We start from the raw sequence: 25,883 nt of genomic DNA, 5'->3' as shown, positions 1-25,883 counted from the left end.
ATGAGCGATAAAATTATTCACCTGACTGACAGCAGCTTCGAAGCTGACGTGCTGAAAGCGGAAGGGCCGATCCTGGTCGATTTCTGGGCTGAATGGTGTGGGCCGTGCAAGATGATTGCTCCGATTCTGGATGAGATTGCCGAAGAGTTCGAAGGCAAACTGACCATCACCAAGCTGAATATCGATCAGAACCCGGCTACCGCGCCTAAGTACGGTATCCGTGGCATCCCTACGCTGTTGCTGTTCAAGAACGGTGAAGTGGCCGCGACCAAGGTTGGCGCGTTGTCCAAAGGTCAGCTCAAAGATTTCCTGAACGCGAATCTGTAATCGGGCGGGAAGCCCAGTATCAGGCGCCTGGCGGTGATGTTCAATTCACCGCTAGACGCCTGCCAAGAAGCGTGTTAAGTTTAACCACACTGCATATAGAACTTGCCCGAAGTTTTAAATCTAAAGAGTTTGAATCTAAAGCTATACTCTGTGTCGAACCACCGGCGTTGAAAGTAAACTGAGCTCAACCCGTGTTTTGGCAATCAAACGGTTTTGCAAAAATCATTTTTAAGGTACCTTCGATCTTCAATCGTCAATGCGTGCGCCCGATGTAAGCCATTTCTTACCGCGACGGCTCTGCGCCCGGTGATCGAACGTCCAGTAAACAGGCACGCATCTCGCTGCCATACCATTCACGATACAAGTTCGAGACATACCCCGAGTTTAAGAACCCACCACTATGAATCTTACCGAATTAAAGAATACGCCGGTTTCTGAGCTGATTACTCTCGGCGAAAATATGGGGCTGGAAAACCTTGCCCGCATGCGCAAGCAGGACATCATCTTCTCCATTCTGAAGCAACATGCGAAAAGCGGAGAAGATATCTTCGGCGACGGCGTGCTCGAGATATTGCAGGATGGATTCGGTTTCCTCCGCTCTGGAGACAGTTCCTACCTCGCCGGTCCCGACGACATCTACGTATCCCCTAGCCAAATCCGCCGCTTCAACCTCCGCACAGGTGACACCATTTCCGGTAAGATTCGTCCGCCAAAAGAAGGCGAGCGCTATTTTGCCCTGCTGAAAGTCAACGAAGTCAACTACGACAAGCCGGAAAACGCCCGCAGCAAGATCCTGTTCGAGAACTTGACGCCGCTGCACGCCAATTCCCGTCTGCGGATGGAGCGCGGCAACGGTTCGACCGAAGACTTGACGGCGCGCGTACTGGATCTGGCGGCGCCAATTGGCCGCGGCCAGCGTGGCCTGATCGTGGCACCGCCGAAAGCCGGTAAAACCATGCTGCTGCAGAACATCGCGCAGAGCATCGCCTACAATCACCCAGACTGCGTGCTGATGGTGCTGCTGATCGACGAACGTCCGGAAGAAGTGACCGAGATGCAGCGCCTGGTGAAAGGCGAAGTGATCGCATCGACCTTCGACGAGCCGGCTTCGCGTCACGTGCAAGTGGCCGAAATGGTGATCGAGAAGGCCAAGCGCCTGGTTGAGCACAAGAAAGACGTGATCATTCTGCTCGACTCCATCACCCGTCTGGCGCGCGCCTACAACACCGTGGTGCCGGCCTCGGGCAAGGTGCTGACCGGTGGTGTGGACGCCAACGCCCTGCATCGTCCGAAGCGCTTCTTCGGTGCGGCGCGTAACGTGGAAGAGGGCGGCAGCCTGACCATCATCGCGACCGCGCTGGTTGATACCGGTTCGAAGATGGACGAAGTGATCTACGAAGAATTTAAAGGTACCGGCAACATGGAATTGCATCTGGCGCGTAAAATCGCCGAGAAACGCGTATTCCCGGCTATCGATTACAACCGCTCCGGTACCCGTAAAGAAGAGCTGCTCACCACCTCTGAAGAGCTGCAAAAAATGTGGATCCTGCGCAAAATCATTCATCCGATGGGTGAAATCGACGCGATGGAGTTCCTCATTAATAAGTTGGCGATGACTAAAACCAACGATGAATTCTTCGATATGATGAAACGCTCATAATTCGTTAAAAAATTCGCTGAACGCCACGCCTAGTCGTGGCGTTTTTCGCTTTTGGCGGATACGATAAGTAGCAGTAATGGAAAAGTAAGTTGTTTCCTCGACTTATTGAGAATTCATCTTGTTTGTCGGTCGGTTTCGCGCCGGTCGGCTTTGCTGCTGTCATTTTGTCAGTCGATGCGAAGAAAATAGGCATGAATCACCGTTGTCATAGGAAATGACCGAAAGGTAGCGGGGGCCGATGGCACAAGCCTTAGCCCGTGGTAAGCTGCCTTATCTTCTACAGAGATCTGTTAACTGTGAACTTACTCACTATGAGTACTGAAATTCTATTTGTTTTCCTGTTTTCTTTGGCTTTTCTCTTTGTTGCCCGCAAGGCGGCAAAACGTATTGGTCTGGTAGATAAACCCAATTATCGCAAACGCCATCAGGGGCTGATTCCTCTGGTCGGCGGTATTTCCGTTTATGCCGGGTTGTGCTTCGCGTTTTGGATCTCTGAACAACCCATCGCACACGCCAAGCTTTATCTCACCTGCGCCGGTATTCTGGTGTTTGTGGGGGCGCTCGACGATCGTTTCGATATCAGCGTTAAAATTCGCGCCCTGGTGCAGGCGCTGGTCGGCATCGCCATGATGGTGTTCGCCGGTCTGTATCTGCGCAGCTTCGGCCATGTGCTGGGTGACTGGGAGATGCTGCTGGGGCCGTTCGGCTATCTGGTGACGCTGTTCGCGGTATGGGCGGCGATCAACGCTTTCAATATGGTCGACGGCATCGATGGTCTGCTGGGCGGTTTGTCGTGCGTCTCCTTCGGGGCGCTGGGCCTGCTGCTGTACCTGAGCGGCCATCATGAGCTGGCGTTCTGGTGCTTTGCGATGATCGCCACTATCGTTCCCTATATTTTGCTCAATCTCGGCATCCTCGGCCGCCGTTATAAGGTGTTTATGGGGGATGCCGGCAGCACCCTGATCGGCTTTACCGCCATTTGGCTGCTGCTGCAAAGTTCACAGGGAAAGGCGCACTCGATCAACCCGGTGACCGCGCTGTGGATCATCGCTATTCCGCTGATGGACATGATAGCAATCATGTATCGTCGTTTACGCAAGGGGATGAGCCCCTTCTCTCCCGATCGTCAACATATTCACCACCTGATCATGCGCGCCGGCTTTACGCCGCGGCAGGCTTTCGTGCTGATCACCCTGGCGGCCGCGTTGCTGGCTGCGGTGGGCGTGATCGGCGAACGCCTGACTTTTATCCCTGAGTGGGTTATGTTGGCATTATTCTTGCTTGCCTTCTTCCTGTACGGTTACTGCATCAAGCGCGCCTGGCGGGTTGCGCGGTACATTAAGCGTATCAAGCGCCGGCTGCGGCGTTCGGGCGATAACAAGCAAGTACCTTAACCAGAGACCAGAGGCTTTTTGGCTGTGATGAATCCAGAAACAACGTCTGACAAGCATACCCCGGCGGTGGATAACGAACTCGATATCCGCGGCCTGTGCTGCACCCTGTGGCGCGGCAAACCGTGGATTATCGGCATTGCGGTGCTGTTCGCGGCGGTCGCGCTGATCGTTTCTTACCTGGTTAAGCAAGAGTGGAGCGCCACCGCGATCACCGACAGGCCGACGGTGAATGCGCTGGGCGGTTATTACTCCCAGCAGCAGTTCCTGCGCAATCTGGATGTGCGCACGCTGCCGGCGGCGGCGGCCGGCGATCAGCCGAGCATCGCGGATGAAGCGTACAATGAATTCATCATGCAGCTGGCGGCTTACGACACGCGTCGCGATTTCTGGCTGCAGAGCGATTACTACAAACAGCGTCAGGAAGGGGATGCCCGTGCCGATGCGGCATTGCTCGACGAGCTGATCAATAACATCCTGTTTACGCCGCGCGACGACAAAAAAGTCCCGAACGACGGCGTGAAGCTGACGGCGGAAACCGCCGCGGACGCCAACCGCCTGCTGCGCCAATACGTGGCCTTCGCCAGCCACCGCGCAGCCCTGCACCTGAACGAAGAGATCCAGGGCGCGTGGGCCGCTCGCACCACCTCGATGAAGGCACAGGTCAAGCGTCAGGAAGCGGTCGCGGAGTCGGTTTACAAGCGCGAGCTGAACACCACGCAACAGGCGTTGAAAATTGCCGAGAGCCAGGGGATCAGCCGTACGCAAACCGACACTCCGGCCGAACAGTTGCCGGATTCGGATCTGTTCTTGCTGGGCCGGCCAATGCTGCAGGCGCGTCTGGAAGGCCTGCAGGCCTCCGGCCCGACCTACGATCTGGATTACGATCAGAACCGCGCAATGCTGGCGACGCTGAATGTTGGCCCGACGTTGGATGAGAAGTTCCAGACCTATCGCTATTTGCGCACGCCGGAAGAGCCGGTAAAACGCGACAGCCCACGCCGGGTCTTCTGGCTGATTTTGTGGGGCGCGATGGGCGCGTTGGTTGGCGCCGGTGTGGCCTTGGCGCGTCGGCAGCCGAAGTAACCATAGATTTAACTTACCGATGGGCGCTTAGTGCGCTCGGTTCGCAGGTACGCCTGCGCTTAACTGACCAAAAAGAGATTCTCTGTGAAAGTGTTGACTGTTTTCGGCACCAGACCTGAAGCCATTAAAATGGCGCCGCTGGTACATGCTTTGGCTCAGGATGAGGCCTTTGACGCAAAGGTCTGTGTAACGGCGCAGCATCGTGAGATGTTGGATCAAGTATTGCGGTTGTTTGAGATTACGCCGGATTACGACCTGAACATCATGAAACCTGGCCAGGGGCTAACGGAAATCACCTGTCGCATCCTGGAAGGGCTGAAAGGGGTGTTGGAAGAGTTCAAACCTGATGTGGTGCTGGTGCACGGCGATACCACCACCACGCTGGCGACCAGCCTGGCGGCGTTCTATCAGCGAATTCCTGTCGGGCATGTGGAAGCCGGATTGCGTACTGGCGATCTGTACTCCCCTTGGCCTGAAGAAGCCAACCGAACTCTGACGGGGCATTTGGCGAAATTCCATTTTGCGCCGACCGAAAATTCACGTCAAAACCTGCTGCGCGAAACACTGCCGGATAATCAGATTTTCGTGACCGGCAATACGGTAATCGACGCGCTGTTTTGGGTGCGCGATCGGGTGATGAGCGATGCCGCTCTGCAGGCTAGCCTGGCGCAGCGTTACCCGTTCCTCGACGCCGACAAAAAACTGATTCTGGTCACCGGCCATCGCCGGGAAAGTTTCGGCGGCGGTTTTGAGCGGATCTGCAGCGCGTTGGCTCAAATAGCCCGCAACCACCCGGAGGCGCAGGTAGTATATCCGGTGCACCTGAACCCGAATGTCAGCGAGCCGGTCAACCGTATTCTGAAAGGTATCGATAACATCATGTTGATCGAACCGCAGGATTATCTGCCGTTTATTTATCTGATGACCAAAGCGCACCTGATCCTGACCGATTCCGGCGGCATTCAGGAAGAGGCGCCCTCGTTAGGCAAGCCGGTGCTGGTGATGCGCGATACCACCGAGCGCCCGGAGGCGGTGGATGCGGGAACGGTGCGTCTGGTTGGGACCGATGTGACCAAAATCGTTGATACGGTAACTCGGTTGTTGACGGACGAAAGCGAATATCAAGCGATGAGCCGGGCGCATAACCCATACGGTGACGGACATGCCTGCCAGCGTATCCTCGAAGCCTTAAAGAATCATCAGGTGACACTATGAGCTTTGACACTATTTCTGTCATTGGTCTGGGTTATATCGGCTTGCCAACGGCGGCGGCGTTTGCCTCACGCAAGAAAAAAGTGGTGGGCGTTGATGTAAACCAACATGCGGTAGATACCATTAACCGTGGCGCGATCCACATCGTCGAACCGGATCTGGATAAAGTGGTCAAGGACGCCGTTGAGGGCGGTTATCTGCGGGCGGTGACCAAACCGCAGCCGGCCGATGCGTTTCTGATCGCGGTGCCCACGCCGTTCAAGGGCGATCATGAACCCGACCTGAGCTATGTCGAGACAGCGGCGAAGTCGCTGGCACCGGTGCTGAAAAAAGGCGATCTGGTGATCCTTGAGTCCACTTCGCCGGTGGGCGCCACTGAGCAGGTGGCGGAATGGTTGGCTGAAACGCGCAGCGATCTCAGCTTCCCGCAGCAAGCGGGCGAAGCGGCGGACGTGAATATTGCCTACTGCCCGGAACGCGTGTTGCCGGGGCAGGTGATGGTGGAGCTGATTAAAAACGACCGTGTGATCGGCGGTATGACGCCGAAGTGCTCGGCGCGCGCCAGTGCGCTATACAAGATTTTTCTCGAGGGTGAATGCGTACTGACTAATGCGCGAACCGCCGAGATGTGCAAGCTGACGGAAAACAGCTTCCGTGATGTGAACATTGCCTTCGCCAACGAGCTGTCGTTGATTTGCGCCGAGCAGGGGATCAACGTCTGGGAACTGATTCGTTTGGCGAACCGTCATCCGCGAGTGAATATTCTGCAGCCTGGCCCGGGCGTCGGCGGCCACTGCATCGCCGTCGACCCGTGGTTTATCGTGGCGCAGAATCCGCAGCAGGCGCGTCTGATCCACACCGCGCGCCTGGTAAACGACGGTAAACCGCTGTGGGTAGTCGACCGGGTGAAAGCGGCGGTGGCCGATTGCCTGGCCGCGACTAACAAGCGCGCGTCCGAGGTGAAAATCGCCTGCTTCGGCCTGGCGTTCAAACCCAATATCGACGATCTGCGTGAAAGCCCGGCGGTGGAAGTTGCCCATTTGATTGCTGATTGGCATTCGGGGGAAACGCTAGTCGTGGAACCTAACGTCGAACACCTGCCGGCATCGTTGGTGGGTCATGTGGCGTTGAAAACGATCGCTGAGGCGTTGCAGCAGGCCGATGTGATCGTGATGTTGGTCGATCATCAGCAGTTCAAGGCCATCCGGCCGGAAGAGATCAAGCAAAGCTGGGTGGTGGATACCAAAGGAGTTTGGCGTTGAAGCGTATCTTAGTCACCGGTGGCGCCGGATTTATTGGTTCTGCGGTCGTGCGACATATCATCGAGGCCACCGGCGACAGCGTAGTGGTGGTGGATAAGCTGACCTATGCCGGTAACCTGGAGTCGCTGGCGGTAGTGGCCGACAGCGATCGTTATGCCTTCGAGCAGATCGACATCTGCGATCGCGTCGGGTTGGATCGGGTGTTTGCCCGCTATCAGCCGGATGTGGTGATGCACCTGGCGGCGGAAAGTCACGTCGATCGCTCTATCGACGGCCCGGCGGCGTTTATCGAGACCAACGTGGTCGGCACTTACACCCTGCTGGAAGCGGCGCGCCACTATTGGCAGCCGTTGGCGGCGGAGAAGAAGCAGGCTTTCCGCTTCCATCATATCTCCACCGACGAAGTGTACGGCGATCTGCATGGCACTGACGATCTGTTCACCGAAACCACGCCCTATGCGCCGAGCAGCCCGTATTCCGCTTCCAAGGCGTCGAGCGATCATCTGGTGCGCGCCTGGCTGCGCACCTATGGTTTGCCGACCCTCGTCACCAACTGTTCGAACAACTACGGCCCTTATCACTTCCCGGAGAAGCTGATCCCGCTGGTTATCCTGAATGCCGTCGCTGGTAAACCGCTGCCGGTATATGGCAACGGCGCGCAGGTGCGCGACTGGCTGTATGTCGAGGATCACGCGCGCGCGCTCTATCAGGTGGTGACCGAAGGCGTGGTGGGCGAAACTTACAATATCGGCGGCCATAACGAGCGCAAGAATATCGAAGTGGTGCAGACCATCTGTGACCTGCTGGAAGAACTGGCGCCGAACAAACCGCAGGGCGTGGCGCACTACCGCGATCTGATCACTTACGTCAAGGATCGTCCGGGCCACGATATGCGTTACGCCATCGACGCTGGCAAGATCGACCGTGAGTTGGGGTGGCGGCCGCAGGAAACGTTCGAAAGCGGCATTCGCAAAACCGTGGTTTGGTACCTGAATAACGAAGTCTGGTGGCGCCGGGTGCAAGACGGTTCTTATGCCGGCGAGCGTTTGGGGCTGTCCGATTGAATGTAGCGCAGTGCTGTCCTTATAAGGCGCTGCGGATTTGGGAGCTAGTATGAAAGGTATTATTCTGGCCGGCGGTTCCGGCACGCGTTTGCATCCGATCACGCGCGGCGTGTCCAAACAGCTGTTGCCGATCTATGACAAACCGATGATTTATTATCCGATGTCGGTGCTGATGTTGGCGGGGATTCGCGACATTTTAATCATCTCGACCACAGCGGATTTGCCGTCCTTCGAACGTTTGCTGGGTAATGGCGAACAGTTTGGCGTCAATCTCAGCTACGCCGCGCAACCTAAGCCGGAAGGCCTGGCCCAGGCGTTCCTGATCGGCGAGGAGTTCATCAACGGCGATTCTTGCTGCCTGGTGTTGGGAGATAACATCTTCTTCGGCCAGTCTTTCAGTCCGAAATTAAAAACCGTCGCGGCTCGTACCGAGGGCGCCACCGTGTTCGGTTATCAGGTCATGGATTCTGAGCGCTTTGGCGTTGTGGAGTTTGACGACAATTTCCGCGCGCTGTCGATCGAAGAAAAACCGAAAAAACCGAAATCCGATTGGGCGGTAACCGGCTTGTATTTCTACGATAGCCAGGTGGTGGAGTTTGCCAAGCAGGTGAAGCCTTCCGAGCGCGGCGAGCTGGAAATTACCAGCATCAACCAGATGTATCTGGAGCGCGGTGATCTGACTGTCGAGCTGCTGGGGCGCGGTTTTGCCTGGTTGGACACCGGGACTCACGACAGCCTGCTGGAAGCCAGTAGCTTCGTGCAGACGGTCGAGAAACGTCAGGGATTTAAAATCGCCTGTCTGGAAGAGATCGCCTGGCGCAACGGTTGGCTGGATGATGAGGGCGTCAAACGTGCCGCCCACTCCTTGTCCAAAACCGGCTATGGCAAGTATTTGCTGGATTTGCTGCATGTGCGTCCACGCCATTATTGAGCCTTTGTCATGGGAAAGTGAGTTTTTCGCGCTGGACAGCGCGAAACTCATCTTCTCCTCCTCAGCCCCGGTTCTGGCTGAGGCCGACTTGGCGGCTTATGCCCTGGTGCAGGCCAAAATCTCCGCGCAGCAACTGGCCTTGGCGGATGACTTGGCCGATTTCGGCTTCCGCCTGGTTGAGGGCGAGGTCGATCTGGTTTTGGCGCTTGATAACAGGTCGATACTTGAATTTGGTGACCGCGTACAGGCGATACGCTTTGCGACCGAGGCCGATATCCCCGCATTGCGTAGCGCGGCGGCTCAGGCGTTCGCCGCCAGCCGCTTTCGTGCGCCCTGGTATCAACCTGATGACAGCGGCCGGTTTTATGCTTTGTGGATCGAAAAGGCCGTTTTGGGCACCTTCGATCATCAGTGCCTGTTGGCGCTGGACGAACAGGGGCACCCAGAAGGATTCGTCAGCCTGCGCAATTTGGGCGAACGGGAAACACGCATCGGCCTGTTGGCAGCTTTCCCCGGCGCATCCGGCCGGGGGATTGGTTCCAGGCTGATGGCGGCGGCGATCGCCGAATCCCGGCGTCAGGGGATGCAGCACCTGCGGGTCGCGACCCAGATAGGCAATATCGCCGCATTACGACTCTATCAACGACAGGGTGCCGTGATTGAAAGCACCGCGTACTGGTTATACAGAGGTAGACATGATTCCATTTAACGCACCACCGGTTGTTGGCACTGAACTGGAATATATGCAGGCTGCCATGGGCAGCGGCAAGTTGTGCGGCGACGGCGGTTTTACCCGTCGCTGCCAGCAGTGGATGGAACAGCATTTCGGCAGCGCGAAAGTGCTGTTGACGCCTTCCTGCACCGCGTCGTTGGAAATGGCCGCCATCCTGCTGGATATTCAGCCGGGCGACGAAGTGATCATGCCGAGCTTTACCTTCGTTTCAACCGCCAACGCCTTTGTGCTGCGCGGCGCCAAAGTGGTGTTCGTCGATCTGCGTCCGGACACCATGAACATCGACGAAACCAAAATCGAAGCGGCGATTACCGATAAAACCCGCGCGATCGTGCCGGTACACTACGCCGGCGTCGCCTGCGAGATGGATACCATCATGGCGCTGGCGAAGAAATATAACCTGTTCGTGGTGGAAGACGCCGCGCAGGGCGTGATGTCGACCTATAAAGGCAAGGCATTGGGCACCATCGGCCATATCGGCTGCTTCAGCTTCCATGAAACCAAAAACTATACCGCCGGCGGCGAAGGCGGTGCGACGCTGGTGAACGATCCGGCCCTGATCGATCGGGCGGAAGTCATCCGCGAGAAAGGCACCAACCGCAGCCAGTTCTTCCGTGGCCAGGTCGACAAATATACCTGGCGCGACATCGGCTCCAGCTACTTGATGTCTGACCTGCAGGCCGCCTACCTGTGGGGTCAGCTGGAAGTGGCGGAGCGCATCAACCAGCGCCGCCTGTCGCTGTGGCAGAAGTACTACGACAGTTTCCTGCCGTTGGTTCGGTCAGGCCGTATCGAGTTGCCGAGCATTCCGGCGGACTGCGTGCATAACGCGCACATGTTCTATATCAAGCTGCGCGATATCGAAGAGCGCACGGCCTTTATCGACTACCTGAAGGAAGCCGAAATCATGGCCGTGTTCCACTATATCCCGCTGCATGACTGCCCGGCCGGCGAACAGTTTGGCCGCTTTGCCGGCGAAGACCGTTACACCACGCAGGAAAGTGCGCGTCTGGTGCGCTTGCCGCTGTTCTACAATATGTCCGATGTCAATCAGCGTACGGTAATCAATACCATTCTGAGCTTCTTCGCCTGATATGTCGTTGGCAAAAGCATCGATATGGACCGCCGGCTCTACGCTGATCAAAATTGGCGTGGGGCTATTGGTGGTGAAATTGCTGGCGGTGGCGTTTGGCCCCAGCGGCGTGGGGCAGGCGGGTAACTTTCGCCAGTTGATCACCGTGCTGGGCGTGCTGTCCGGCGCGGGCATTTTTAACGGCATCACCAAATACGTGGCGGAGTACCACCAGGACTCGCAGCGTCTGCGTCTGGCGGTCGGCACCGCGTCGAGCATTGTGCTGGGCTTTTCGACCTTGCTGGCGCTGGTGTTTTTGTTCGCCGCCGAGCCGATCAGCATCGGGCTGTTCGGGCATGCCGATTACGTCGGCGTGGTGCGCGCCGTCGCCTTCATTCAGATGGGCATCGCCTACGCCAACCTGTTCATGGCGGTGCTGAAAGGCTATCGCGACGCGATGGGCAACGCGCTGGCGGTGATCGGCGGCAGCCTGCTCGGCGTGGTGGCTTATTATCTGTGCTTCAAGCTGGGCGGCTATGAAGGCGCGCTGGCAGGGCTGGCGTTGGTGCCGGCGTTGGTGGTGCTGCCGGCCGGGCTGATGCTGTGGCGGCGCAAAACGTTGCCGCTGCGCTACCTGGCTCCGCGCTGGGACAAAGGGGTGGCCGGCAATCTCGGCAAATTCACCCTCATGGCGTTGATCACCTCGGTGACGCTGCCGGTGGCTTACGTGATGATGCGTAACCTGTTGGCCGCGCATTACGGTTGGGATGAAGTGGGGATCTGGCAAGGCGTCAGCAGCATTTCCGATGCCTATCTGCAGTTTATCACCGCCTCGTTTACCGTCTATCTGCTGCCGACGCTGTCGCGGTTGACGGACAAGGGCGCCATCTCGCGGGAGATCGTGCGCTCGCTGAAATTCGTGCTGCCGGCCGTAGCGGCGGCGAGCTTTACGGTGTGGTTGCTGCGTGATTTCGCCATCTGGCTGCTGTTCTCGGACAAGTTCGTCGCCATGCGCGATCTGTTTGCCTGGCAGCTGGTGGGCGACGTGCTGAAAGTCGGGGCCTATGTATTCGGCTATCTGGTGATCGCCAAAGCGTCGCTGCGCTTTTATATCCTGACGGAAGTCAGCCAGTTTCTGCTGCTGACGCTGTTCTCGCACTGGCTGATCCCGCTGCGCGGCGCGCTGGGGGCGGCTCAGGCCTATATGGCAACCTACATCGTGTATTTCGCGCTCTGTAGCTGCGTGTTTCTTATTTATCGTAGACGAGTATGACCACACTGATTCACGTTCTGGGATCCGATATCCCGCATCATAACCAGACGGTGCTGCGCTTCTTCAACGACGTGCTGGCGCCGCGTTTGCCGGCTGAGCAGACGCGGCATTTTATGGTGGCGGCCAAGGATGTGGCGGCACTGGGGGATTTCCCCGCTCTGAACATTGAGCCTTACGCCGACAAGAAGAGCCTGGCGGCGGCGGTGATCGCCCGCGCCCAGGCCGATAGCGATGCGCGCTTCTTCCTGCACGGTCAGTTTAACCCGGGGCTGTGGCTGGCGCTGCTGAGCGGCAAGATCAAGGCGCATCAGGTCAGTTGGCATATTTGGGGTGCCGATCTGTACGAAGACGCCACCAGCTGGAAATTTCGGCTGTTTTACCTGCTGCGCCGCATTGCTCAGGGGCGAGTGGGGAACGTGTTCGCCACCCGCGGCGACGTGATCCACTATCAGCAGCGCCATGCGCGGGTGCCGGCCTCGCTGTTGTACTTCCCGACGCGGATGGATCCGGCGCTGACCGACGTTCACGTCGAGAAAAATCTGGCCGGGCCGATGACGATTCTGGTGGGCAACTCCGGCGATCGCAGCAACCGGCATATCGAAGCGCTGCAGGCGATACATCAGCAGTTCGGCGCTGACGTGCGCGTGATCCTGCCGATGGGCTATCCGGCCAATAACGACGCCTACATCGAGCAGGTGCGCGCCGCCGGGTTGCCGCTGTTCGGCGAGAAAAACCTGCAGCTGCTCACGCAGCAGGTGGCGTTTGAGGACTACCTCAACATCCTGCGCGCCTGCGATCTGGGTTATTTCATTTTCAATCGCCAGCAGGGGATAGGCACCCTGTGTCTGCTGATTCAGTTTGGCGTGCCTTTCGTGCTCAGCCGGCAGAACCCGTTCTGGCAGGATTTGGCGGAACAGCACCTGCCGGTGCTGTTCTACGGCGACTCGCTCGACGAGGCGGTGGTGCGCGAAGCGCAGCGTCAGCTGGCGGCGGTGGATAAGCAGACGATCGCCTTCTTTAATCCGAACTATGTCGATGGCTGGCAGCAAGCCCTGGCGCTGGCGGCGGGAGAGCACTCATGACGTTGGCGCAATTCGGCGGTCTGTTCGTCGTCTACCTGGTCAGCCTGACGTTTATTCTGACGCTGACCTACCAGGAGTTTCGGCGCGTGCGCTTTAACTTCAACGTCTTCTTCTCGCTGCTGTATTTGCTGACGTTTTATTTCGGCTTCCCGCTGACCTGTCTGCTGGTGTTTCAGTTTGACGTCGAGGTGGTGCCGGTGGAGTTTCTGCTGTACGCCTTGCTGTCGGCGACGGCGTTTTACGCCATCTATTACGTCACCTACAAGACCCGGCTGCGCAAGCGCCGCTCTCAGCCGCGCGCGGCGCTGTTCACCATGAACCGGGTGGAAACCCATATGACCTGGGTGCTGCTGGCGCTGGTGGCGATCGGGACCGTGGGTATCTTCTTCATGCAGAACGGCTTCCTGCTGTTCAAGCTCAATTCCTACAGCCAGATCTTCTCCAGCGACGTGTCCGGCGTGGCGCTCAAACGGTTCTTCTACTTCTTCATTCCGGCGATGCTGGTGGTCTATTTCCTGCGGCAGGATCTGCGCGCCTGGTTCTTGTTCCTGGTGGCGACGGTGGCGTTCGGCATTTTGACCTACGTCATCGTCGGCGGCACCCGCGCCAATATCATCATCGCCTTCGCGCTGTTCCTGTTTATCGGCATCGTGCGCGGCTGGATCACGCTGTGGATGTTGGCGGCGGCCGGCATATTCGGCGTGGTCGGCATGTTCTGGCTGGCGTTGAAGCGCTACAGCCTGGACGTCAGCGGCGCGGAAGCGTTTTATACCTTCCTCTATCTGACCCGAGACACTTTCTCGCCGTGGGAAAATCTGGCGCTGCTGCTGCAAAATTACGACAAGATCGATTTCCAGGGCCTGGCGCCGATCCTGCGTGATTTCTACGTCTTTATCCCAACGTGGCTATGGCCGGGCCGGCCGGACGTGGTGCTGAACTCGGCCAACTATTTTACCTGGGAAGTGCTGAACAACCACTCCGGGCTGGCGATATCCCCGACGCTGATCGGTTCGCTGGTGGTGATGGGCGGCGCGCTGTTCATCCCGCTCGGCGCGATTCTGGTGGGCATGATCATCAAGTGGTTCGACTGGCTGTATGAGTTGGGCAAAACCGAACCGAACCGCTATAAGGCGGCTATCCTGCAAGGATTCTGCTTCGGCGCGGTGTTCAACATGATCGTGTTGGCGCGCGAAGGGGTGGACTCATTCGTTTCGCGCGTGGTGTTCTTCTGCATTATTTTCGGCGCCTGTCTGGTGCTGGCGAAGTTGCTGTATTGGCTGTTCGATACCGCCGGGCTCATCAAGGCCAGAGTGACGCGCGCCCGCGCGCTGGCCTCTCCCCCACGGGCGGACGGTTTTTTGTAAGGGTAATGACGACGATGGAAACAAAGATTTCGGTGCCGCAGTATGAGCTGCGCGGTTTCAGCCTGTGGGGCTTTCGCGATATGGCGCACTGCATGGACTTTTTGTTCGACGGCGGCCGAGTCAAACAGGGCACGTTGGTGGCCATGAATGCGGAAAAGATCCTGAAGGCGGAAGAGGACCCGGCGCTGCATGCGTTGCTGGATGAAGCGGAGTACAAGTACGCCGACGGCATCAGCATGGTGCGCTCGATTCGCCGCAAATACCCGGCGGCGGACGTTTCGCGCGTCGCGGGCGCCGATCTTTGGGAAGCCTTGATGCAGCGCGCCGGCCGTGAAGGCACGCCGGTCTTCCTGGTCGGCGGCAAGCCGGAGGTGCTGGCGGAAACCGAACGGAAGCTGCGCAGCCAGTGGAACGTTAACCTGGTGGGCAGCCAGGACGGCTATTTCAAACCGGAGCAGCGAGAGGCGCTGTTCGAGCGTATTCGCGCCAGCGGCGCCGCCATCGTGACGGTGGCGATGGGATCGCCGAAGCAGGAGATCCTGATGCGCGACTGCCGCAAGGTGCATCCGCAGGCGCTGTATATGGGCGTGGGCGGCACCTACGACGTGTTTACCGGCCATGTGAAGCGTGCGCCCAAGGTGTGGCAGAAACTCGGTCTGGAGTGGCTTTACCGCCTGCTCAGCCAGCCCAGCCGTATCGGCCGGCAGCTGAAGCTGTTGAAGTTTGTCGGCTACTACTACAGCGGTAAAATGTAATCGCTTATCCGGGGTGGAATGTGTCGGTTCGCCCCGGTCTGCTGTACCAATAATCTGCTTTTGTCTATTTCTCCCGCATATCTATAACCCCCAGCCCTAAACGTCGCCGCATTTATTCCATAAAGTTTTAAATTGCGGTTTGCTTATAGCGACGAAATGCGAAACGATACCGCCCGGAAATTATCCCTGGCCGCTGAAGCCTGATGCGACAGCGCTGAACGATGTTCTTCTCACGGTAACTTCGCTCCGACTACCCGTTGATGCCAACTCGAACGGCAGGGGATGATTTATTCTTTTAATAATGACAATAACGACCGGCAGCGGCCGGCAGGCAAACACAACCCGAGAAAAATTATTGAGGATTTATGGCACACAAAGAGAAACCGCAAGGGCTACACCGAGGCCTTGAGGCCCGGCACATCGAGCTTATCGCTCTCGGGGGCACCATTGGTGTCGGCCTGTTTATGGGATCGGCCAGTACGCTGAAATGGGCCGGGCCGTCGGTACTGCTGGCTTACATCATCGCCGGGCTGTTCGTGTTCTTCATTATGCGTTCGATGGGGGAGATGCTGTTCCTCGAGCCGGTCGCCGGGTCGTTCGCCGTTTACGCGCATAAATACATGAATCCCTATTTCGGCTACCTGACTGCCTGGGGGTACTGGTTTATGTGGATCGCCGTCGGCATTTCCGAGATCACCGCCATCGGGGTGTATGTGCAGTTCTGGTTCCCGGAAATACCGCAGTGGGTCCCCGCGCTGATCGCCGTGGCGATGGTGGCGCTGGCCAACCTGGCGGCGGTGCGCCTGTACGGTGAGCTGGAGTTCTGGTTCGCCATGATCAAGGTCACCACCATCATCGTGATGATTCTGGTGGGGCTGGGGGTGATCTTCTTCGGTTTCGGCAACGGCGGTGAACCTATCGGTTTCGCCAATCTGACGGCGCACGGCGGCTTCTTTGCCGGCGGCTGGAAGGGCTTCCTGTTTGCGCTGTGCATCGTGGTGGCGTCCTATCAGGGGGTTGAGCTGGTGGGCATTACCGCCGGGGAAGCCAAAAACCCGCAGGTGACGCTGAAACGTGCGATCAACAATATCCTGTGGCGCATCCTGATCTTCTATGTCGGCGCGATCTTCGTCATCGTGACCATCTTCCCGTGGAACGGCATCGGCACTACCGGCAGCCCGTTCGTGCTGACCTTCGCCAAGATCGGCATCGTCGCCGCTGCCGGCATCATTAACTTCGTGGTACTGACCGCCGCGCTTTCCGGTTGCAACAGCGGCATGTACAGCGGCGGCCGCATGCTGTACGCCCTGGCCAAGAATCGCCAACTGCCGGCGGCGCTGACCAAGCTTTCCGCCAGCGGCGTGCCGGTCAACTGCATTGCCGTCACCATCGGCTGCCTGTTGGTGGGCTCCGCGCTGAACTACATCATCCCTAATCCGGAGCAGGTGTTCGTCTATGTCTACAGCGCCAGCGTGTTGCCGGGCATGGTGCCGTGGTTCGTGGTGCTGATAAGCCAACTCTATTTCCGCCGCGCGCACAAGGAAGCGATCAAAAACCACAGCTTTAAGTCGATCATGTTCCCGTATGTGAATTATCTGACCATCGCTTTTCTGGTTTGCGTGCTGGTCGGCATGGGAATCAACCCGGATACGCGAATTTCCCTGCTGGTCGGGGCGATTTTCTTAGCGGGCGTCAGCCTGTGCTACTTCGCTTTCGGCATGCATAAGAAACATCATCCGGCTGAAAATCGGGTAGAAACGCGGCAATAAACGGTGAAAAGGGGCTACGGAGTGCGCTTTCCTGCGCAGGAGTGAGCAAAGCGTAATCAAACGCAACATTTCTGCGAAAAAGCACTAGACAGGATTGGCGTAAATCCGTAGTATCCCCTCCCGCAACGGCGCTACGCGCCCGTAGCTCAGCTGGATAGAGCGCTGCCCTCCGGAGGCAGAGGTCTCAGGTTCGAATCCTGTCGGGCGCGCCATTAAGTTTGTGCGCAGGAGCTGCGGTGGTAATATTACCGCGTGAGTAAGAAGAAGTAGTAATGGTGGCTATAGCTCAGTTGGTAGAGCCCTGGATTGTGATTCCAGTTGTCGTGGGTTCGAGTCCCATTAGCCACCCCACTTCCTAAGCGAAGTGAAGATTTAGCAGTATTTTGTGACAGTGCGAAGGTGGCGGAATTGGTAGACGCGCTAGCTTCAGGTGTTAGTGTTCTTACGGACGTGAGGGTTCAAGTCCCTCTCTTCGCACCACGCAAAATATCTGATAAATATAAGATTTATATGGACAACGGTCTGATAAATCGGGTAGTATGAGCAACACAAATCGGCGAGTAGCGCAGCTTGGTAGCGCAACTGGTTTGGGACCAGTGGGTCGGAGGTTCGAATCCTCTCTCGCCGACCACATTCGAAAAACCTGCTTTTTAAAGCAGGTTTTTTTTCGTTTGCAGTTTATGAGGATGAGCACCTCCGCAGGAGGTTCGAGCCTCGTGAAATGAAACGAATATCGGCAAGCCCGTGCAGCACTGCGCGGGCTTTTTTGCCTCTCTGGGGGGAGCATCGGGTGCCTGCCTGCAAACGTGTTGGTTTTCAGCGACAATACCATCCGGCGCTGTCGTCAGGTTGAGACAAATAATTCATTGATTTAAAACGATAAATCTGGCTTTGACTTAAGTCGTCGTTTCGAGGCGACAACCTGATAAAGACCGCCGGCACGGAACGCCAGAGAGTGATTTGTGGCGGGAAAGGCAGAGTTAAATAAAAAATCAATAATTTCAATATATTACTATCTGTCTTTCTATGTGAGAGCCTCAATTTAAAAGTTGGCACGCCAAGTGCATTATCTATTGCGTAGATGCTCATTCCACCTCTTATGTTCGCCTTAGGCCTCATAAACCCTGGGAATGACGCAGAGCCGATTTAGGGTGCCTATCGCCCACGAGAACGATGACTAACCCGTCATCACGCTCAGGGCAGAACGTTGAGTGAGGCACCGCCCCTGTTGTCCTAGACCTGATTGCTTCTTTATACACTTGCCATGCGGCAAGTGTTTTTTTTTTGCGCTTAAGAAAACCATTGGGCAAAAAAAAGCGCGGCATCGGAGCCGCGCTTTTCTCTCTCGGGCAGGGCGTTATTCGCCGCCGTTCTGTTTCAGCGTCAACATCAGCCCCTCACGCCGCATCTGCGCCGCTTCATCCGAACGATGCAGTTTTTCCAGCGTATCGGCCAACCAGGCGTAGTCGTAGGCATCCGGGCGCTGTTTCAGCGCTTCACGGAAGACGTCGGCCGCTTGCTGCCACTCGCCGTGCTTCATCAGCAACTGCCCCAGCGTGCTGTTCAACAGCGGCGTCGCACCGTGTTGCTTCATCTGCTGGCGCAGCGCTTTCTCCAACTGCTCGGGGTTGCCGGACTTCAGCCGCGGCAGCAACAGCACCAGGCGCTCGTCGTATTGGCGTTTCAGGCCGTCGAGCACAATCTCCTGCGCCAGTTCGTGGTCGTTGCATTCGATCAGGTGTTCCACCATCGCGATTTGCAGCGGCACTTCGTGACGCGTCTTGCGGCTCTGATCTTTCCACCAGCGCTTCAGGCCTTCGCTGCCTTCGTCCGCCATCGCCTGATTCATCAGCCCGATATAAGCCTGTTGCTGCAAGGCCTGCAGCTGCTCTTCGCTGTGGAGTTCGATTTTACGCATCGACGGCAGCACTTCCAGCAGCGACGCATAGGCACCGGTGCGCAGATAGGCTTGTTCCGCCAGGCGCAGCACTTCCGGATGGCGCGGCGCCTGGTTAAGCAGGCGATCGACGCCGTGGCGCGCGGCGTGGTTCTCGCCCTGCGCCAGCTGGATACGAACCCGGGTGATATCCACCGGCAGCTGATCGGTGTCGGCCGCTTCGGCAGCGCGCTCCAGATACTGATTGGTGCGGAAGTCGTCGCCGCGTTGCTGTGCGGCTTCGGCGGCCAGCAGGTAGTTCACCACCGGCTGTTCGGCGTGGTCGGCGTTGCGCGTCATCAGTTTTTCAACCTGCTTGTAGTCGCCCTCCGCCAGTTTGATCAGCGCGGCTTTGGTTTGCTGACGCGCGCGGGTGCGCTTGCGGCCGATAAACCAACCGCGCGTGCGGGCGCCGGTACGGAAGATGCGGCGCAGGATCCACTCGATCGCCAGCAGCACCACGAACAGCAGCACCAACATGATCACCAGCCCGGTGACGCTGGTTTCAATATTGTAGTTATCGGTCTGGATCAGCACATAGCCCTGATGCCCGGCCAACATCGGCCCGAGCACCACGCTGGCGATCACCACCAGGAACAGAAATAGCACGCGTAACATGGCTTAACCCTCCTGATGAGCGGCAGGGGACTGGGTCATCAGGTTGCGCACCCGGGTCTGCATCACTTTCTCGAGCAGCGGCTGGCTTTTCAGCTGATCCGGCACGTCCATCGAGATCGACTGTTGGCTCAGGCTGTCCAGCTCTTCAAGGAAGGCCTTGGTCGCCGGGTCGGTGGTGTCGAAATAGGCGCGCACCCAGGTGGAGACGGTTTCCAGCGACTGCTTGTAGGTCTCGTTCTGGTGACGCGGAATGGCCTGTGCGGCCACCAGCAGGCGCGAACGGATGTTTTCGCGCAGGTAGATGTCCTGGTTCGGCGCCAGCAGCGGTTCGGCGCTGGTATCGCGACGGCGGATGGTGATGAAGTCGGCCATGAAATTGCGCCAGCTCTTGGCCAGGTTCTGCCGCCATTCGCCGATCGAGCCGGAGAGCTCGCTGCTGTTTTGATCCATTGGCGCTTCGTCGGTGTCGTTATCGGCCAGGCGCAGGTTATCCACCTGATTGGACAGCTGATTGACCTTGAGGATGATGCCGTCGTAATCGACCTGGGTCAGCGTAGAAAGCGTGCTGATGTCTTCGGTAATGGCGCGGCGCACGTCGAGCAGGCTCGGATCGTTCATGTCCGCCAGGCTGGCGTCGGCGCTTTTCAGCAGCGCGGCGGCGCTGGTCACGTCCTGATCGCTCCATAGCTTGCGGCCGGCCATTTTCACCAGGAAATCGGCCTGCGCCAGCAGCCAGGTTTTGGCGTCGCTGCCGGAGATGGTCGCCACTTTTTCCTGCAGCTCGCTCAGTTGGCGCGCCAGGTTTGCCTGCTCGCGATCGGCGGCGTCCAGGGTTTTACCCTGTTGTTGCAACAAGCCTTCCAGCGCATTTCTTTCCTGCTGCTGGCTCTGCTTCACGCCGTCAAGCTGCTGCTGCAGCGCCTGATTGGCGGCGATCAGCTGTTGTGCCTGCTTGTGCGTATGGTAATAACCGCCCGCGCCGAGGGCGATGACCAGCACGATAGCGATCGCGCCGAGCACCGGGCCGGTGTTCTTGCCTTTGCGGCTGGCAGCGGCTGGCTGCTGGGAGCTCTCAACCGCGGTGGTGGGTTCTTCAACCGGGGCGGCTGGGGTATTTTGTTCCGTCATAGTGGCACATCCCATAGTCAGATTATTGTAGCGCGCGGATCAGCGCGTCATTATCGGCGTTGTCAGCTACCCGAATCGTACGCCAGCCCAATTCCCGGGCGAGGGTAGCCAGGCGTTCGCTCACTACTACCAGGCGGCAACGCAGCAGCCATGAAGAACGATAGTAATCAGGAACTAAAGTATAGAGCTGTTGTAACATTTCACCGCTGGTCACCACCAGCGTATCCACACCGGCGCGCTGCCAGTGGGCGCTTTGCTCGCTGCCGTCGTAGTGCACCGGGCTGCGTTGATAACATTCATAATAGCTGACGTCGGCGCCGCGCTCGCTCAGCGTCGACCCTAACAGTTCGCGGCCGCCGTTGCCGCGTAAAATCAGCGCGCGTTTGCCCGCCAATTTTTGCAGCGCCGGCAGCAACAGCAGCGTTTCGCTGATCTCGCGTTCGCGCGGGTATTCCACCGGCAAACTGCTGATGCGGTGCAGCGCCAGCCCGGTGGTGCGGCCGATGGCGTAATAGGCCAGGTGAGCGGGCCAACTCAGCCCGGCGCGGCCGATAACCGAATCGGCATAACTCACCGAATGTTGCGACAGCACGAACACCAGATCGCCGGCGCTAAGCTGCTGCAACGCCTGCGGCAGCTTCGGCAGGTCGCCGCCCGGCGCGAAGTCGATCAGCGGTGCATGATAGGCAACCCGGCCGAGTGCGCGCAGCCGGCTCACTAACAGCTCCCCCGAAGGCGATGGGCGGGTTACCAGGATCGTCATGCCGGCGGATTTCCCTGATAAACCTCGCGCAGGATCTCGCGCGCGCCGCGCGCCAGCAACTCTTCCGCCAGCTCAATGCCCATCCGTTCGGCCTCGGCGGCCGGGCCGCGGCGTTCGCCGCGCACCATCTGGCTGCCGTCCGGCGCGCCGACCAGGGCGCGCAGCCACAGGCTGTCGCCATCCAGTTCGGCATAGCTGCCGATCGGCACCTGGCAGCCGCCTTCCAGGCGGGTATTCATCGCCCGCTCGGCGCGCACGCGGGTTTCGGTGGCCGCATGGTTCAGCGGCGCCAGCAGCGCGCGGGTGACGCTGTCGTCGAGACGGCATTCAATGCCGACTGCACCCTGGCCGACCGCCGGCAGGCACTCTTCGGCGCTCAGCGGGCTGCGGATGCGTTGCTCCAGGCCTAAACGCTTCAGGCCGGCCACCGCCAGGATAATCGCGTCGTAGTCGCCATTGTCCAGCTTGGCCAGGCGAGTGCCGACGTTACCGCGCAGGTCGCGCACGACAAGATCCGGGCGGCGTTCACGCAGCTGGCACTGACGGCGCAGGCTGGAGGTGCCGACCACGCTGCCCAGCGGCAGCTGATCGAACGAGGCGAAACGATTGGAAACAAAAGCGTCGCGCGGATCTTCGCGTTCGCAAATGGTGGTCAAACCGAGCCCGGCAGGGAAATCGACCGGCACGTCTTTCATCGAATGCACGGCGATGTCGGCGCGGCCTTCCAGCAGCGCGAGCTCGAGTTCTTTAACAAACAGGCCTTTACCGCCGACTTTCGCCAACGGCGTATCCAGAATAACGTCGCCGCGGGTGACCATCGGCACCAACTCGACCTGCAGGCCGGGATGGCAGGCCATCAGACGTTGCTGCACATAATGTGCTTGCCAAAGTGCAAGCGGGCTTTGTCGGGTGGCAATTCGAATAATTTTGTCTAACATGCTTGTTACCGTTTTTATATTTCGCCATCCATCCTACCACTGAGAGTCAATACTGTCAGTGCAAGAAGCCGGAGGTGGAAAAAGGACAACGGAATCAAAGGGACGTGTGATGTGCTTTGGGGCAGTTAACACTGCGGGTAAATCGTTTAGGGAAGCGCTACAATAATTGTGAAGCGTTACCTCCTTTACGGTCAATCAGCAAGGTGTTAAATTGATCACGTTTCCAGCAATAAGTCGCCAAATATTCTTCTTACACTAACGGCGCTTATGGAATACGGGTTTTTTCTAAACACCGGGATAATCAGGCGAGACGTCTTGTACCTCTACATCGAGACATTGAAGCAGAGACTGGATGCGATCAATCAGCTACGCGTCGATCGCGCCCTGGCGGCTATGAAGCCCGCGTTTCAACGGGTATACAGTCTGCTGCCCACCTTACTGCACCACCACCACCCGCTGATGCCGGGTTACCTGAACGGTAACGTTCCCCACGGCATTTGCCTCTACACGCCTGATGAAACTCAACAAGATTACCTGAACGATTTAGAAGACAAATGGGGCAGCCCGTTTGACAAACCGGCCAGCGGCGAGCTGCCGATCACCGGCGTCTATTCGATGGGCAGCACCTCGTCTATCGGCCAAAGCTGCAGCTCGGATCTCGATATCTGGGTCTGCCACCAGTCCTGGCTGGACAACGAAGAACGCACCCGCCTGCAGCAAAAATGCAGCCTGCTTGAGAAGTGGGCCGCCTCGATGGGGGTGGAAGTCAGCTTCTTCCTGATCGACGAAAACCGTTTCCGCCATAATGAAAGCGGCAGCCTGGGCGGCGAAGACTGCGGCTCGACGCAGCACATCCTGTTGCTGGACGAGTTCTACCGCACCGCGGTGCGCCTGGCCGGCAAACGCATCCTGTGGAACATGGTGCCGGGCGAAGAAGAAGCGCACTACGATGAATACGTGCTGTCGCTGTACGCGCAGGGCGCGCTGACGCCGAACGAGTGGCTGGATCTCGGCGGCCTGAGTTCGCTGTCGGCGGAAGAGTACTTCGGCGCCAGCCTGTGGCAGCTGTACAAGAGCATCGATTCGCCTTACAAGGCGGTGCTGAAAACACTGCTGCTGGAAGCCTATTCCTGGGAATACCCCAATACCCAACTGCTGGCGACGGACATCAAACATCGCCTGCACCAGGGCGAGATCGTCAGCTTCGGGCTCGACGCCTACTGCATGATGCTCGAGCGCGTCACCCGCTACCTGACCGACATCAACGACACCACGCGCCTCGATTTGGCCCGTCGCTGTTTCTACCTGAAAGTGTGTGAAAAGCTGTCGCTGGCCAAGGCCTGCGTCGGCTGGCGGCGCGAGATCCTCAGCCAATTGGTCAGCGAGTGGGGCTGGAGCGAAGAGCGTCTGGCGATGCTGGACAACCGCGCCAACTGGAAGATCGAGCGAGTGCGCGAAGCGCACAACGAACTGCTCGACGCGATGATGCAGAGCTACCGCAACCTGATCCGTTTCGCCCGCCGCAACAACCTCAGCGTCAGCGCCAGCCCGCAGGATATCGGCGTGCTGACCCGCAAACTGTATGCGGCGTTCGAAGCGCTGCCCGGCAAGGTGACGTTGGTGAACCCGCAGATCTCGCCGGACCTGTCGGAAAACGATTTAACCTTTATTCATGTGCCGGTTGGCCGCGCCAACCGCACCGGCTGGTACCTGTACAATCAGGCCCCGGCCATGGATTCGATTGTCAGCCATCAGCCGCTGGAATATAACCGCTACCTGAACAAGCTGGTGGCCTGGGCCTATTTCAACGGCCTGCTGACGCCGCAGACCCGCCTGCACATCAAGAGCGGCAACCTGTGCGACACCGCCAAGCTGCAGGAGCTGGTGGCCGACGTTTCCCATCACTTCCCGCTGCGCCTGCCGGCGCCGACGCCGAAAGCGCTGTACAGCCCGTGCGAGATTCGCCATCTGGCAATCATCGTCAATCTGGAAAACGATCCGACCGCCGCCTTCCGCAATCAGGTGGTGCACTTCGATTTCCGCAAGCTGGACGTGTTCAGCTTCGGCCAGCAGCAGCAGTGTTTGGTGGGCAGCATCGATCTGCTGTATCGCAACTCCTGGAACGAAGTGCGCACCCTGCATTTCAGCGGCGAACAGTCAGTGCTGGAAGCATTGAAAACCATTCTCGGCAAAATGCACCAGGACGCCGCACCGCCGGAGTCGGTGGAAGTGTTCTGCTACAGTCAGCACCTGCGCGGCCTTATTCGCACCCGCATTCAGCAGCTGGTGTCTGAGTGCATCGAGCTGCGCCTGTCCAGCACCCGGCTGGAACCCGGCCGCTTCAAGGCGGTGCGCGTCGCCGGGCAAACCTGGGGGCTGTTCTTCGAGCGCCTGAGCGTGTCGGTGCAGAAGCTGGAGAACGCGGTGGAGTTTTACGGCGCCATCTCCAACAACAAGCTGCACGGCCTGTCTATCAAGGTGGAAACCGATCAGGTGCATCTGCCGCCGGTAGTGGACGGCTTCGCCAGCGAGGGGATCATCCAGTTCTTCTTCGAAGACACCTCAGACGACAAGGGCTTCAACATCTATATTCTGGATGAGTCGAATCGGGTGGAGGTGTATCACCACTGCGAGGGCAGCAAAGAGGAGCTGGTGCGCGACGTCAGCCGCTTCTATTCCTCGTCGCACGACCGCTTTACCTACGGCTCCAGCTTCATCAACTTCAACCTGCCGCAGTTCTATCAAATCGTGCAGCTCGACGGGCGCACGCAGGTGATCCCGTTCCGCAGCAACGTGCTGTCCAGCCTGTGCGTGACGGTGGCCGACGGCGCCGCTCAGCCGCTGAAGCAGCAGTTCCAGCTGCATTGACGCCGCAAGGGCTCGGTTGCCGAGCCCTGCTTAGCCTCAGGAAAAACTCAGTTCCTCGCCGGCCTGCGCGCTGGCCGCTTCGCTGAGCAGTTGGTAAAACGGCTGCCCGCTGCGATCGCATACCCAGACGCCGTCGCGGTAGTTGAAGTGGTAACCGCCGGCCTTGGTGGCGAGCCACACCTGGTGCAGCGGCTCCTGGCGGTTGATGACGATTTTGGTGCCGTTTTCGAAGCTCAGCGTCATCACGCCGCCATTGGTTTCGTAATCGATATCCGCATCGCCGTCAAAATCGTCCAGTGTCTCTTCAATATTCAGCATCAGCTGGTCGGCCAACTGGTGAAACTCACTGTCGTTCATATTCAATTCCTATTGCTTTTCATGATCCACCTGCGATTATAGAGACCTTGGACGCATGAATTACAGGCATTAATGCAAATGAAAAAACAACTACGCTATGCGCTGATGGCCGTTCTGGTTACCGGCCTCGCCGGCTGTGGTCTGAAAGGCCCGCTTTACTTCCCACCTGCCGACTCCGCCGGCCAAAAAACGGCCAAACCGCCGGTGCAAACGGGCGATCAGGTGCAAAAGAACCAGCAGGAGCAGTCTGGCTCTCAGCAAAAACCGTCGATGGTTGCCCAGTAACACCCGGTT

Annotated in this window: 22 protein-coding genes and 4 tRNA genes; 21 read left to right on the top strand and 5 right to left on the bottom strand. The window is 58.2% G+C overall.

The genetic code is table 11. The annotated features are described in order from the left end of the window. The 19 genes from trxA (at position 1) to J0X03_RS23150 (ending at position 17,612) form a co-directional block, all read left to right on the top strand. Positions 1 to 327 (top strand): thioredoxin TrxA, encoded by a 327-nt coding sequence (trxA, locus tag J0X03_RS23240; protein WP_004934187.1) that lies wholly within the window; start codon positions 1 to 3, stop codon positions 325 to 327. Between the two features lie 400 nt (positions 328 to 727). Next, positions 728 to 1,987 carry a transcription termination factor Rho gene (gene rho, locus J0X03_RS23235; RefSeq protein ID WP_004934188.1) on the top strand — a complete coding sequence of 420 codons (1,260 nt, stop codon included), beginning with the start codon at positions 728 to 730 and terminating at the stop codon, positions 1,985 to 1,987. A 296-nt stretch (positions 1,988 to 2,283) separates the two neighbouring features. Then, positions 2,284 to 3,381, top strand: a complete 1,098-nt coding sequence (gene wecA / locus J0X03_RS23230) for a UDP-N-acetylglucosamine--undecaprenyl-phosphate N-acetylglucosaminephosphotransferase (protein WP_025160399.1) — start codon at positions 2,284 to 2,286, stop codon at positions 3,379 to 3,381. 27 nt (positions 3,382 to 3,408) lie between these two features. Beyond that, entirely contained in the window at positions 3,409 to 4,464 is a 1,056-nt protein-coding gene (gene wzzE / locus J0X03_RS23225) for an ECA polysaccharide chain length modulation protein (protein WP_033645043.1), read from the top strand. Positions 4,465 to 4,548: 84 nt separating this feature from the next. Then, positions 4,549 to 5,679 (top strand): non-hydrolyzing UDP-N-acetylglucosamine 2-epimerase, encoded by a 1,131-nt coding sequence (wecB, locus tag J0X03_RS23220; protein ID WP_033645042.1) that lies wholly within the window; start codon positions 4,549 to 4,551, stop codon positions 5,677 to 5,679. Continuing rightward, complete coding sequence (gene wecC / locus J0X03_RS23215; protein ID WP_033645041.1) at positions 5,676 to 6,938, top strand: UDP-N-acetyl-D-mannosamine dehydrogenase; 1,263 nt, start codon at positions 5,676 to 5,678, stop codon at positions 6,936 to 6,938. The genes wecB and wecC overlap by 4 nt, the downstream gene beginning before the upstream one ends. After that, complete coding sequence (rffG, locus tag J0X03_RS23210) at positions 6,935 to 8,002, top strand: dTDP-glucose 4,6-dehydratase (RefSeq protein ID WP_033645040.1); 1,068 nt, start codon at positions 6,935 to 6,937, stop codon at positions 8,000 to 8,002. Before wecC ends, rffG begins: the two co-directional genes overlap by 4 nt. Positions 8,003 to 8,051: 49 nt before the next feature. Further along, positions 8,052 to 8,933, top strand: a complete 882-nt coding sequence (gene rfbA / locus J0X03_RS23205) for a glucose-1-phosphate thymidylyltransferase RfbA (RefSeq protein ID WP_160203887.1) — start codon at positions 8,052 to 8,054, stop codon at positions 8,931 to 8,933. Next, positions 8,911 to 9,642, top strand: coding sequence for a dTDP-4-amino-4,6-dideoxy-D-galactose acyltransferase (gene rffC, locus J0X03_RS23200; RefSeq protein WP_069100561.1), 732 nt, complete (start codon positions 8,911 to 8,913; stop codon positions 9,640 to 9,642). The genes rfbA and rffC overlap by 23 nt, the downstream gene beginning before the upstream one ends. Continuing rightward, positions 9,629 to 10,759: a dTDP-4-amino-4,6-dideoxygalactose transaminase gene (gene rffA / locus J0X03_RS23195; protein WP_033631478.1), complete on the top strand. Its 1,131-nt coding sequence runs from the start codon at positions 9,629 to 9,631 to the stop codon at positions 10,757 to 10,759. The genes rffC and rffA overlap by 14 nt, the downstream gene beginning before the upstream one ends. Position 10,760: 1 nt before the next feature. Then, positions 10,761 to 12,011 carry a lipid III flippase WzxE gene (gene wzxE / locus J0X03_RS23190; RefSeq protein WP_101453636.1) on the top strand — a complete coding sequence of 417 codons (1,251 nt, stop codon included), beginning with the start codon at positions 10,761 to 10,763 and terminating at the stop codon, positions 12,009 to 12,011. After that, the gene (locus tag J0X03_RS23185; protein ID WP_103681949.1) at positions 12,008 to 13,093 is read left to right on the top strand and encodes a TDP-N-acetylfucosamine:lipid II N-acetylfucosaminyltransferase; all 1,086 of its coding nucleotides are present in this window, start codon (positions 12,008 to 12,010) and stop codon (positions 13,091 to 13,093) included. Before wzxE ends, J0X03_RS23185 begins: the two co-directional genes overlap by 4 nt. Then, positions 13,090 to 14,457 carry an ECA oligosaccharide polymerase gene (gene wzyE / locus J0X03_RS23180; RefSeq protein ID WP_033645034.1) on the top strand — a complete coding sequence of 456 codons (1,368 nt, stop codon included), beginning with the start codon at positions 13,090 to 13,092 and terminating at the stop codon, positions 14,455 to 14,457. The genes J0X03_RS23185 and wzyE overlap by 4 nt, the downstream gene beginning before the upstream one ends. A gap of 14 nt (positions 14,458 to 14,471) precedes the next feature. Continuing rightward, positions 14,472 to 15,212 carry a lipopolysaccharide N-acetylmannosaminouronosyltransferase gene (wecG, locus tag J0X03_RS23175; RefSeq protein WP_033645032.1) on the top strand — a complete coding sequence of 247 codons (741 nt, stop codon included), beginning with the start codon at positions 14,472 to 14,474 and terminating at the stop codon, positions 15,210 to 15,212. 365 nt (positions 15,213 to 15,577) lie between these two features. Further along, positions 15,578 to 16,981, top strand: coding sequence for a bifunctional threonine/serine APC transporter ThrP (thrP, locus tag J0X03_RS23170; RefSeq protein WP_004934226.1), 1,404 nt, complete (start codon positions 15,578 to 15,580; stop codon positions 16,979 to 16,981). Between the two features lie 135 nt (positions 16,982 to 17,116). Continuing rightward, positions 17,117 to 17,193, top strand: a tRNA-Arg gene (locus J0X03_RS23165). A gap of 63 nt (positions 17,194 to 17,256) precedes the next feature. Beyond that, positions 17,257 to 17,332, top strand: a tRNA-His gene (locus J0X03_RS23160). 42 nt (positions 17,333 to 17,374) lie between these two features. Next, positions 17,375 to 17,461, top strand: a tRNA-Leu gene (locus J0X03_RS23155). Positions 17,462 to 17,535: 74 nt separating this feature from the next. Further along, positions 17,536 to 17,612 (top strand) — tRNA-Pro (locus J0X03_RS23150). A 726-nt stretch (positions 17,613 to 18,338) separates the two neighbouring features. Here the strand turns inward: J0X03_RS23150 and hemY are convergent. From hemY to hemC, 4 genes are read right to left on the bottom strand one after another with little or no spacing between them, the layout of a single operon-like run. Next, positions 18,339 to 19,535 carry a protoheme IX biogenesis protein HemY gene (gene hemY, locus J0X03_RS23145; protein ID WP_160203888.1) on the bottom strand — a complete coding sequence of 399 codons (1,197 nt, stop codon included), beginning with the start codon at positions 19,533 to 19,535 and terminating at the stop codon, positions 18,339 to 18,341. 3 nt (positions 19,536 to 19,538) lie between these two features. Then, complete coding sequence (hemX, locus tag J0X03_RS23140) at positions 19,539 to 20,663, bottom strand: uroporphyrinogen-III C-methyltransferase (RefSeq protein ID WP_033645029.1); 1,125 nt, start codon at positions 20,661 to 20,663, stop codon at positions 19,539 to 19,541. A gap of 22 nt (positions 20,664 to 20,685) precedes the next feature. After that, a complete protein-coding gene (hemD, locus tag J0X03_RS23135) occupies positions 20,686 to 21,426 on the bottom strand; it encodes a uroporphyrinogen-III synthase (RefSeq protein ID WP_033645028.1) in 741 nt (246 codons plus the stop codon). Further along, complete coding sequence (gene hemC, locus J0X03_RS23130) at positions 21,423 to 22,364, bottom strand: hydroxymethylbilane synthase (protein ID WP_160203889.1); 942 nt, start codon at positions 22,362 to 22,364, stop codon at positions 21,423 to 21,425. Before hemC ends, hemD begins: the two co-directional genes overlap by 4 nt. 315 nt (positions 22,365 to 22,679) lie before the next feature. Here hemC and J0X03_RS23125 point away from each other — a divergent pair, with 315 nt between their 5' ends. Continuing rightward, positions 22,680 to 25,232, top strand: coding sequence for a class I adenylate cyclase (locus J0X03_RS23125; RefSeq protein WP_019452546.1), 2,553 nt, complete (start codon positions 22,680 to 22,682; stop codon positions 25,230 to 25,232). Positions 25,233 to 25,268: 36 nt separating this feature from the next. Here the strand turns inward: J0X03_RS23125 and cyaY are convergent, their stop codons facing one another. Beyond that, the gene (gene cyaY / locus J0X03_RS23120) at positions 25,269 to 25,589 is read right to left on the bottom strand and encodes an iron donor protein CyaY (RefSeq protein ID WP_033645025.1); all 321 of its coding nucleotides are present in this window, start codon (positions 25,587 to 25,589) and stop codon (positions 25,269 to 25,271) included. Between the two features lie 78 nt (positions 25,590 to 25,667). Here cyaY and lptM point away from each other — a divergent pair, with 78 nt between their 5' ends. Beyond that, a complete protein-coding gene (gene lptM / locus J0X03_RS23115; RefSeq protein ID WP_080350231.1) occupies positions 25,668 to 25,874 on the top strand; it encodes an LPS translocon maturation chaperone LptM in 207 nt (68 codons plus the stop codon). The last annotated feature ends 9 nt before the right edge of the window (positions 25,875 to 25,883 follow it).

This window comes from Serratia ureilytica (genome assembly GCF_017309605.1).
GTDB classification, from domain to species: domain Bacteria; phylum Pseudomonadota; class Gammaproteobacteria; order Enterobacterales; family Enterobacteriaceae; genus Serratia; species Serratia ureilytica.
This window is presented reverse-complemented; position numbering and strand designations above follow the sequence as displayed.

Coding starts and splice junctions, on each gene's coding strand:
- trxA (WP_004934187.1), top strand. CDS start 1: ATGAGCGATAAAATTATTCACCTGACTGACAGCAGCTTCGAAGCTGAC.
- rho (WP_004934188.1), top strand. CDS start 728: ATGAATCTTACCGAATTAAAGAATACGCCGGTTTCTGAGCTGATTACT.
- wzzE (WP_033645043.1), top strand. CDS start 3,409: ATGAATCCAGAAACAACGTCTGACAAGCATACCCCGGCGGTGGATAAC.
- wecC (WP_033645041.1), top strand. CDS start 5,676: ATGAGCTTTGACACTATTTCTGTCATTGGTCTGGGTTATATCGGCTTG.
- rfbA (WP_160203887.1), top strand. CDS start 8,052: ATGAAAGGTATTATTCTGGCCGGCGGTTCCGGCACGCGTTTGCATCCG.
- rffC (WP_069100561.1), top strand. CDS start 8,911: ATGTGCGTCCACGCCATTATTGAGCCTTTGTCATGGGAAAGTGAGTTT.
- rffA (WP_033631478.1), top strand. CDS start 9,629: ATGATTCCATTTAACGCACCACCGGTTGTTGGCACTGAACTGGAATAT.
- wzxE (WP_101453636.1), top strand. CDS start 10,761: ATGTCGTTGGCAAAAGCATCGATATGGACCGCCGGCTCTACGCTGATC.
- J0X03_RS23185 (WP_103681949.1), top strand. CDS start 12,008: ATGACCACACTGATTCACGTTCTGGGATCCGATATCCCGCATCATAAC.
- wzyE (WP_033645034.1), top strand. CDS start 13,090: ATGACGTTGGCGCAATTCGGCGGTCTGTTCGTCGTCTACCTGGTCAGC.
- wecG (WP_033645032.1), top strand. CDS start 14,472: ATGGAAACAAAGATTTCGGTGCCGCAGTATGAGCTGCGCGGTTTCAGC.
- thrP (WP_004934226.1), top strand. CDS start 15,578: ATGGCACACAAAGAGAAACCGCAAGGGCTACACCGAGGCCTTGAGGCC.
- hemY (WP_160203888.1), bottom strand. CDS start 19,535: ATGTTACGCGTGCTATTTCTGTTCCTGGTGGTGATCGCCAGCGTGGTG.
- hemX (WP_033645029.1), bottom strand. CDS start 20,663: ATGACGGAACAAAATACCCCAGCCGCCCCGGTTGAAGAACCCACCACC.
- hemD (WP_033645028.1), bottom strand. CDS start 21,426: ATGACGATCCTGGTAACCCGCCCATCGCCTTCGGGGGAGCTGTTAGTG.
- hemC (WP_160203889.1), bottom strand. CDS start 22,364: ATGTTAGACAAAATTATTCGAATTGCCACCCGACAAAGCCCGCTTGCA.
- cyaY (WP_033645025.1), bottom strand. CDS start 25,589: ATGAACGACAGTGAGTTTCACCAGTTGGCCGACCAGCTGATGCTGAAT.
- lptM (WP_080350231.1), top strand. CDS start 25,668: ATGAAAAAACAACTACGCTATGCGCTGATGGCCGTTCTGGTTACCGGC.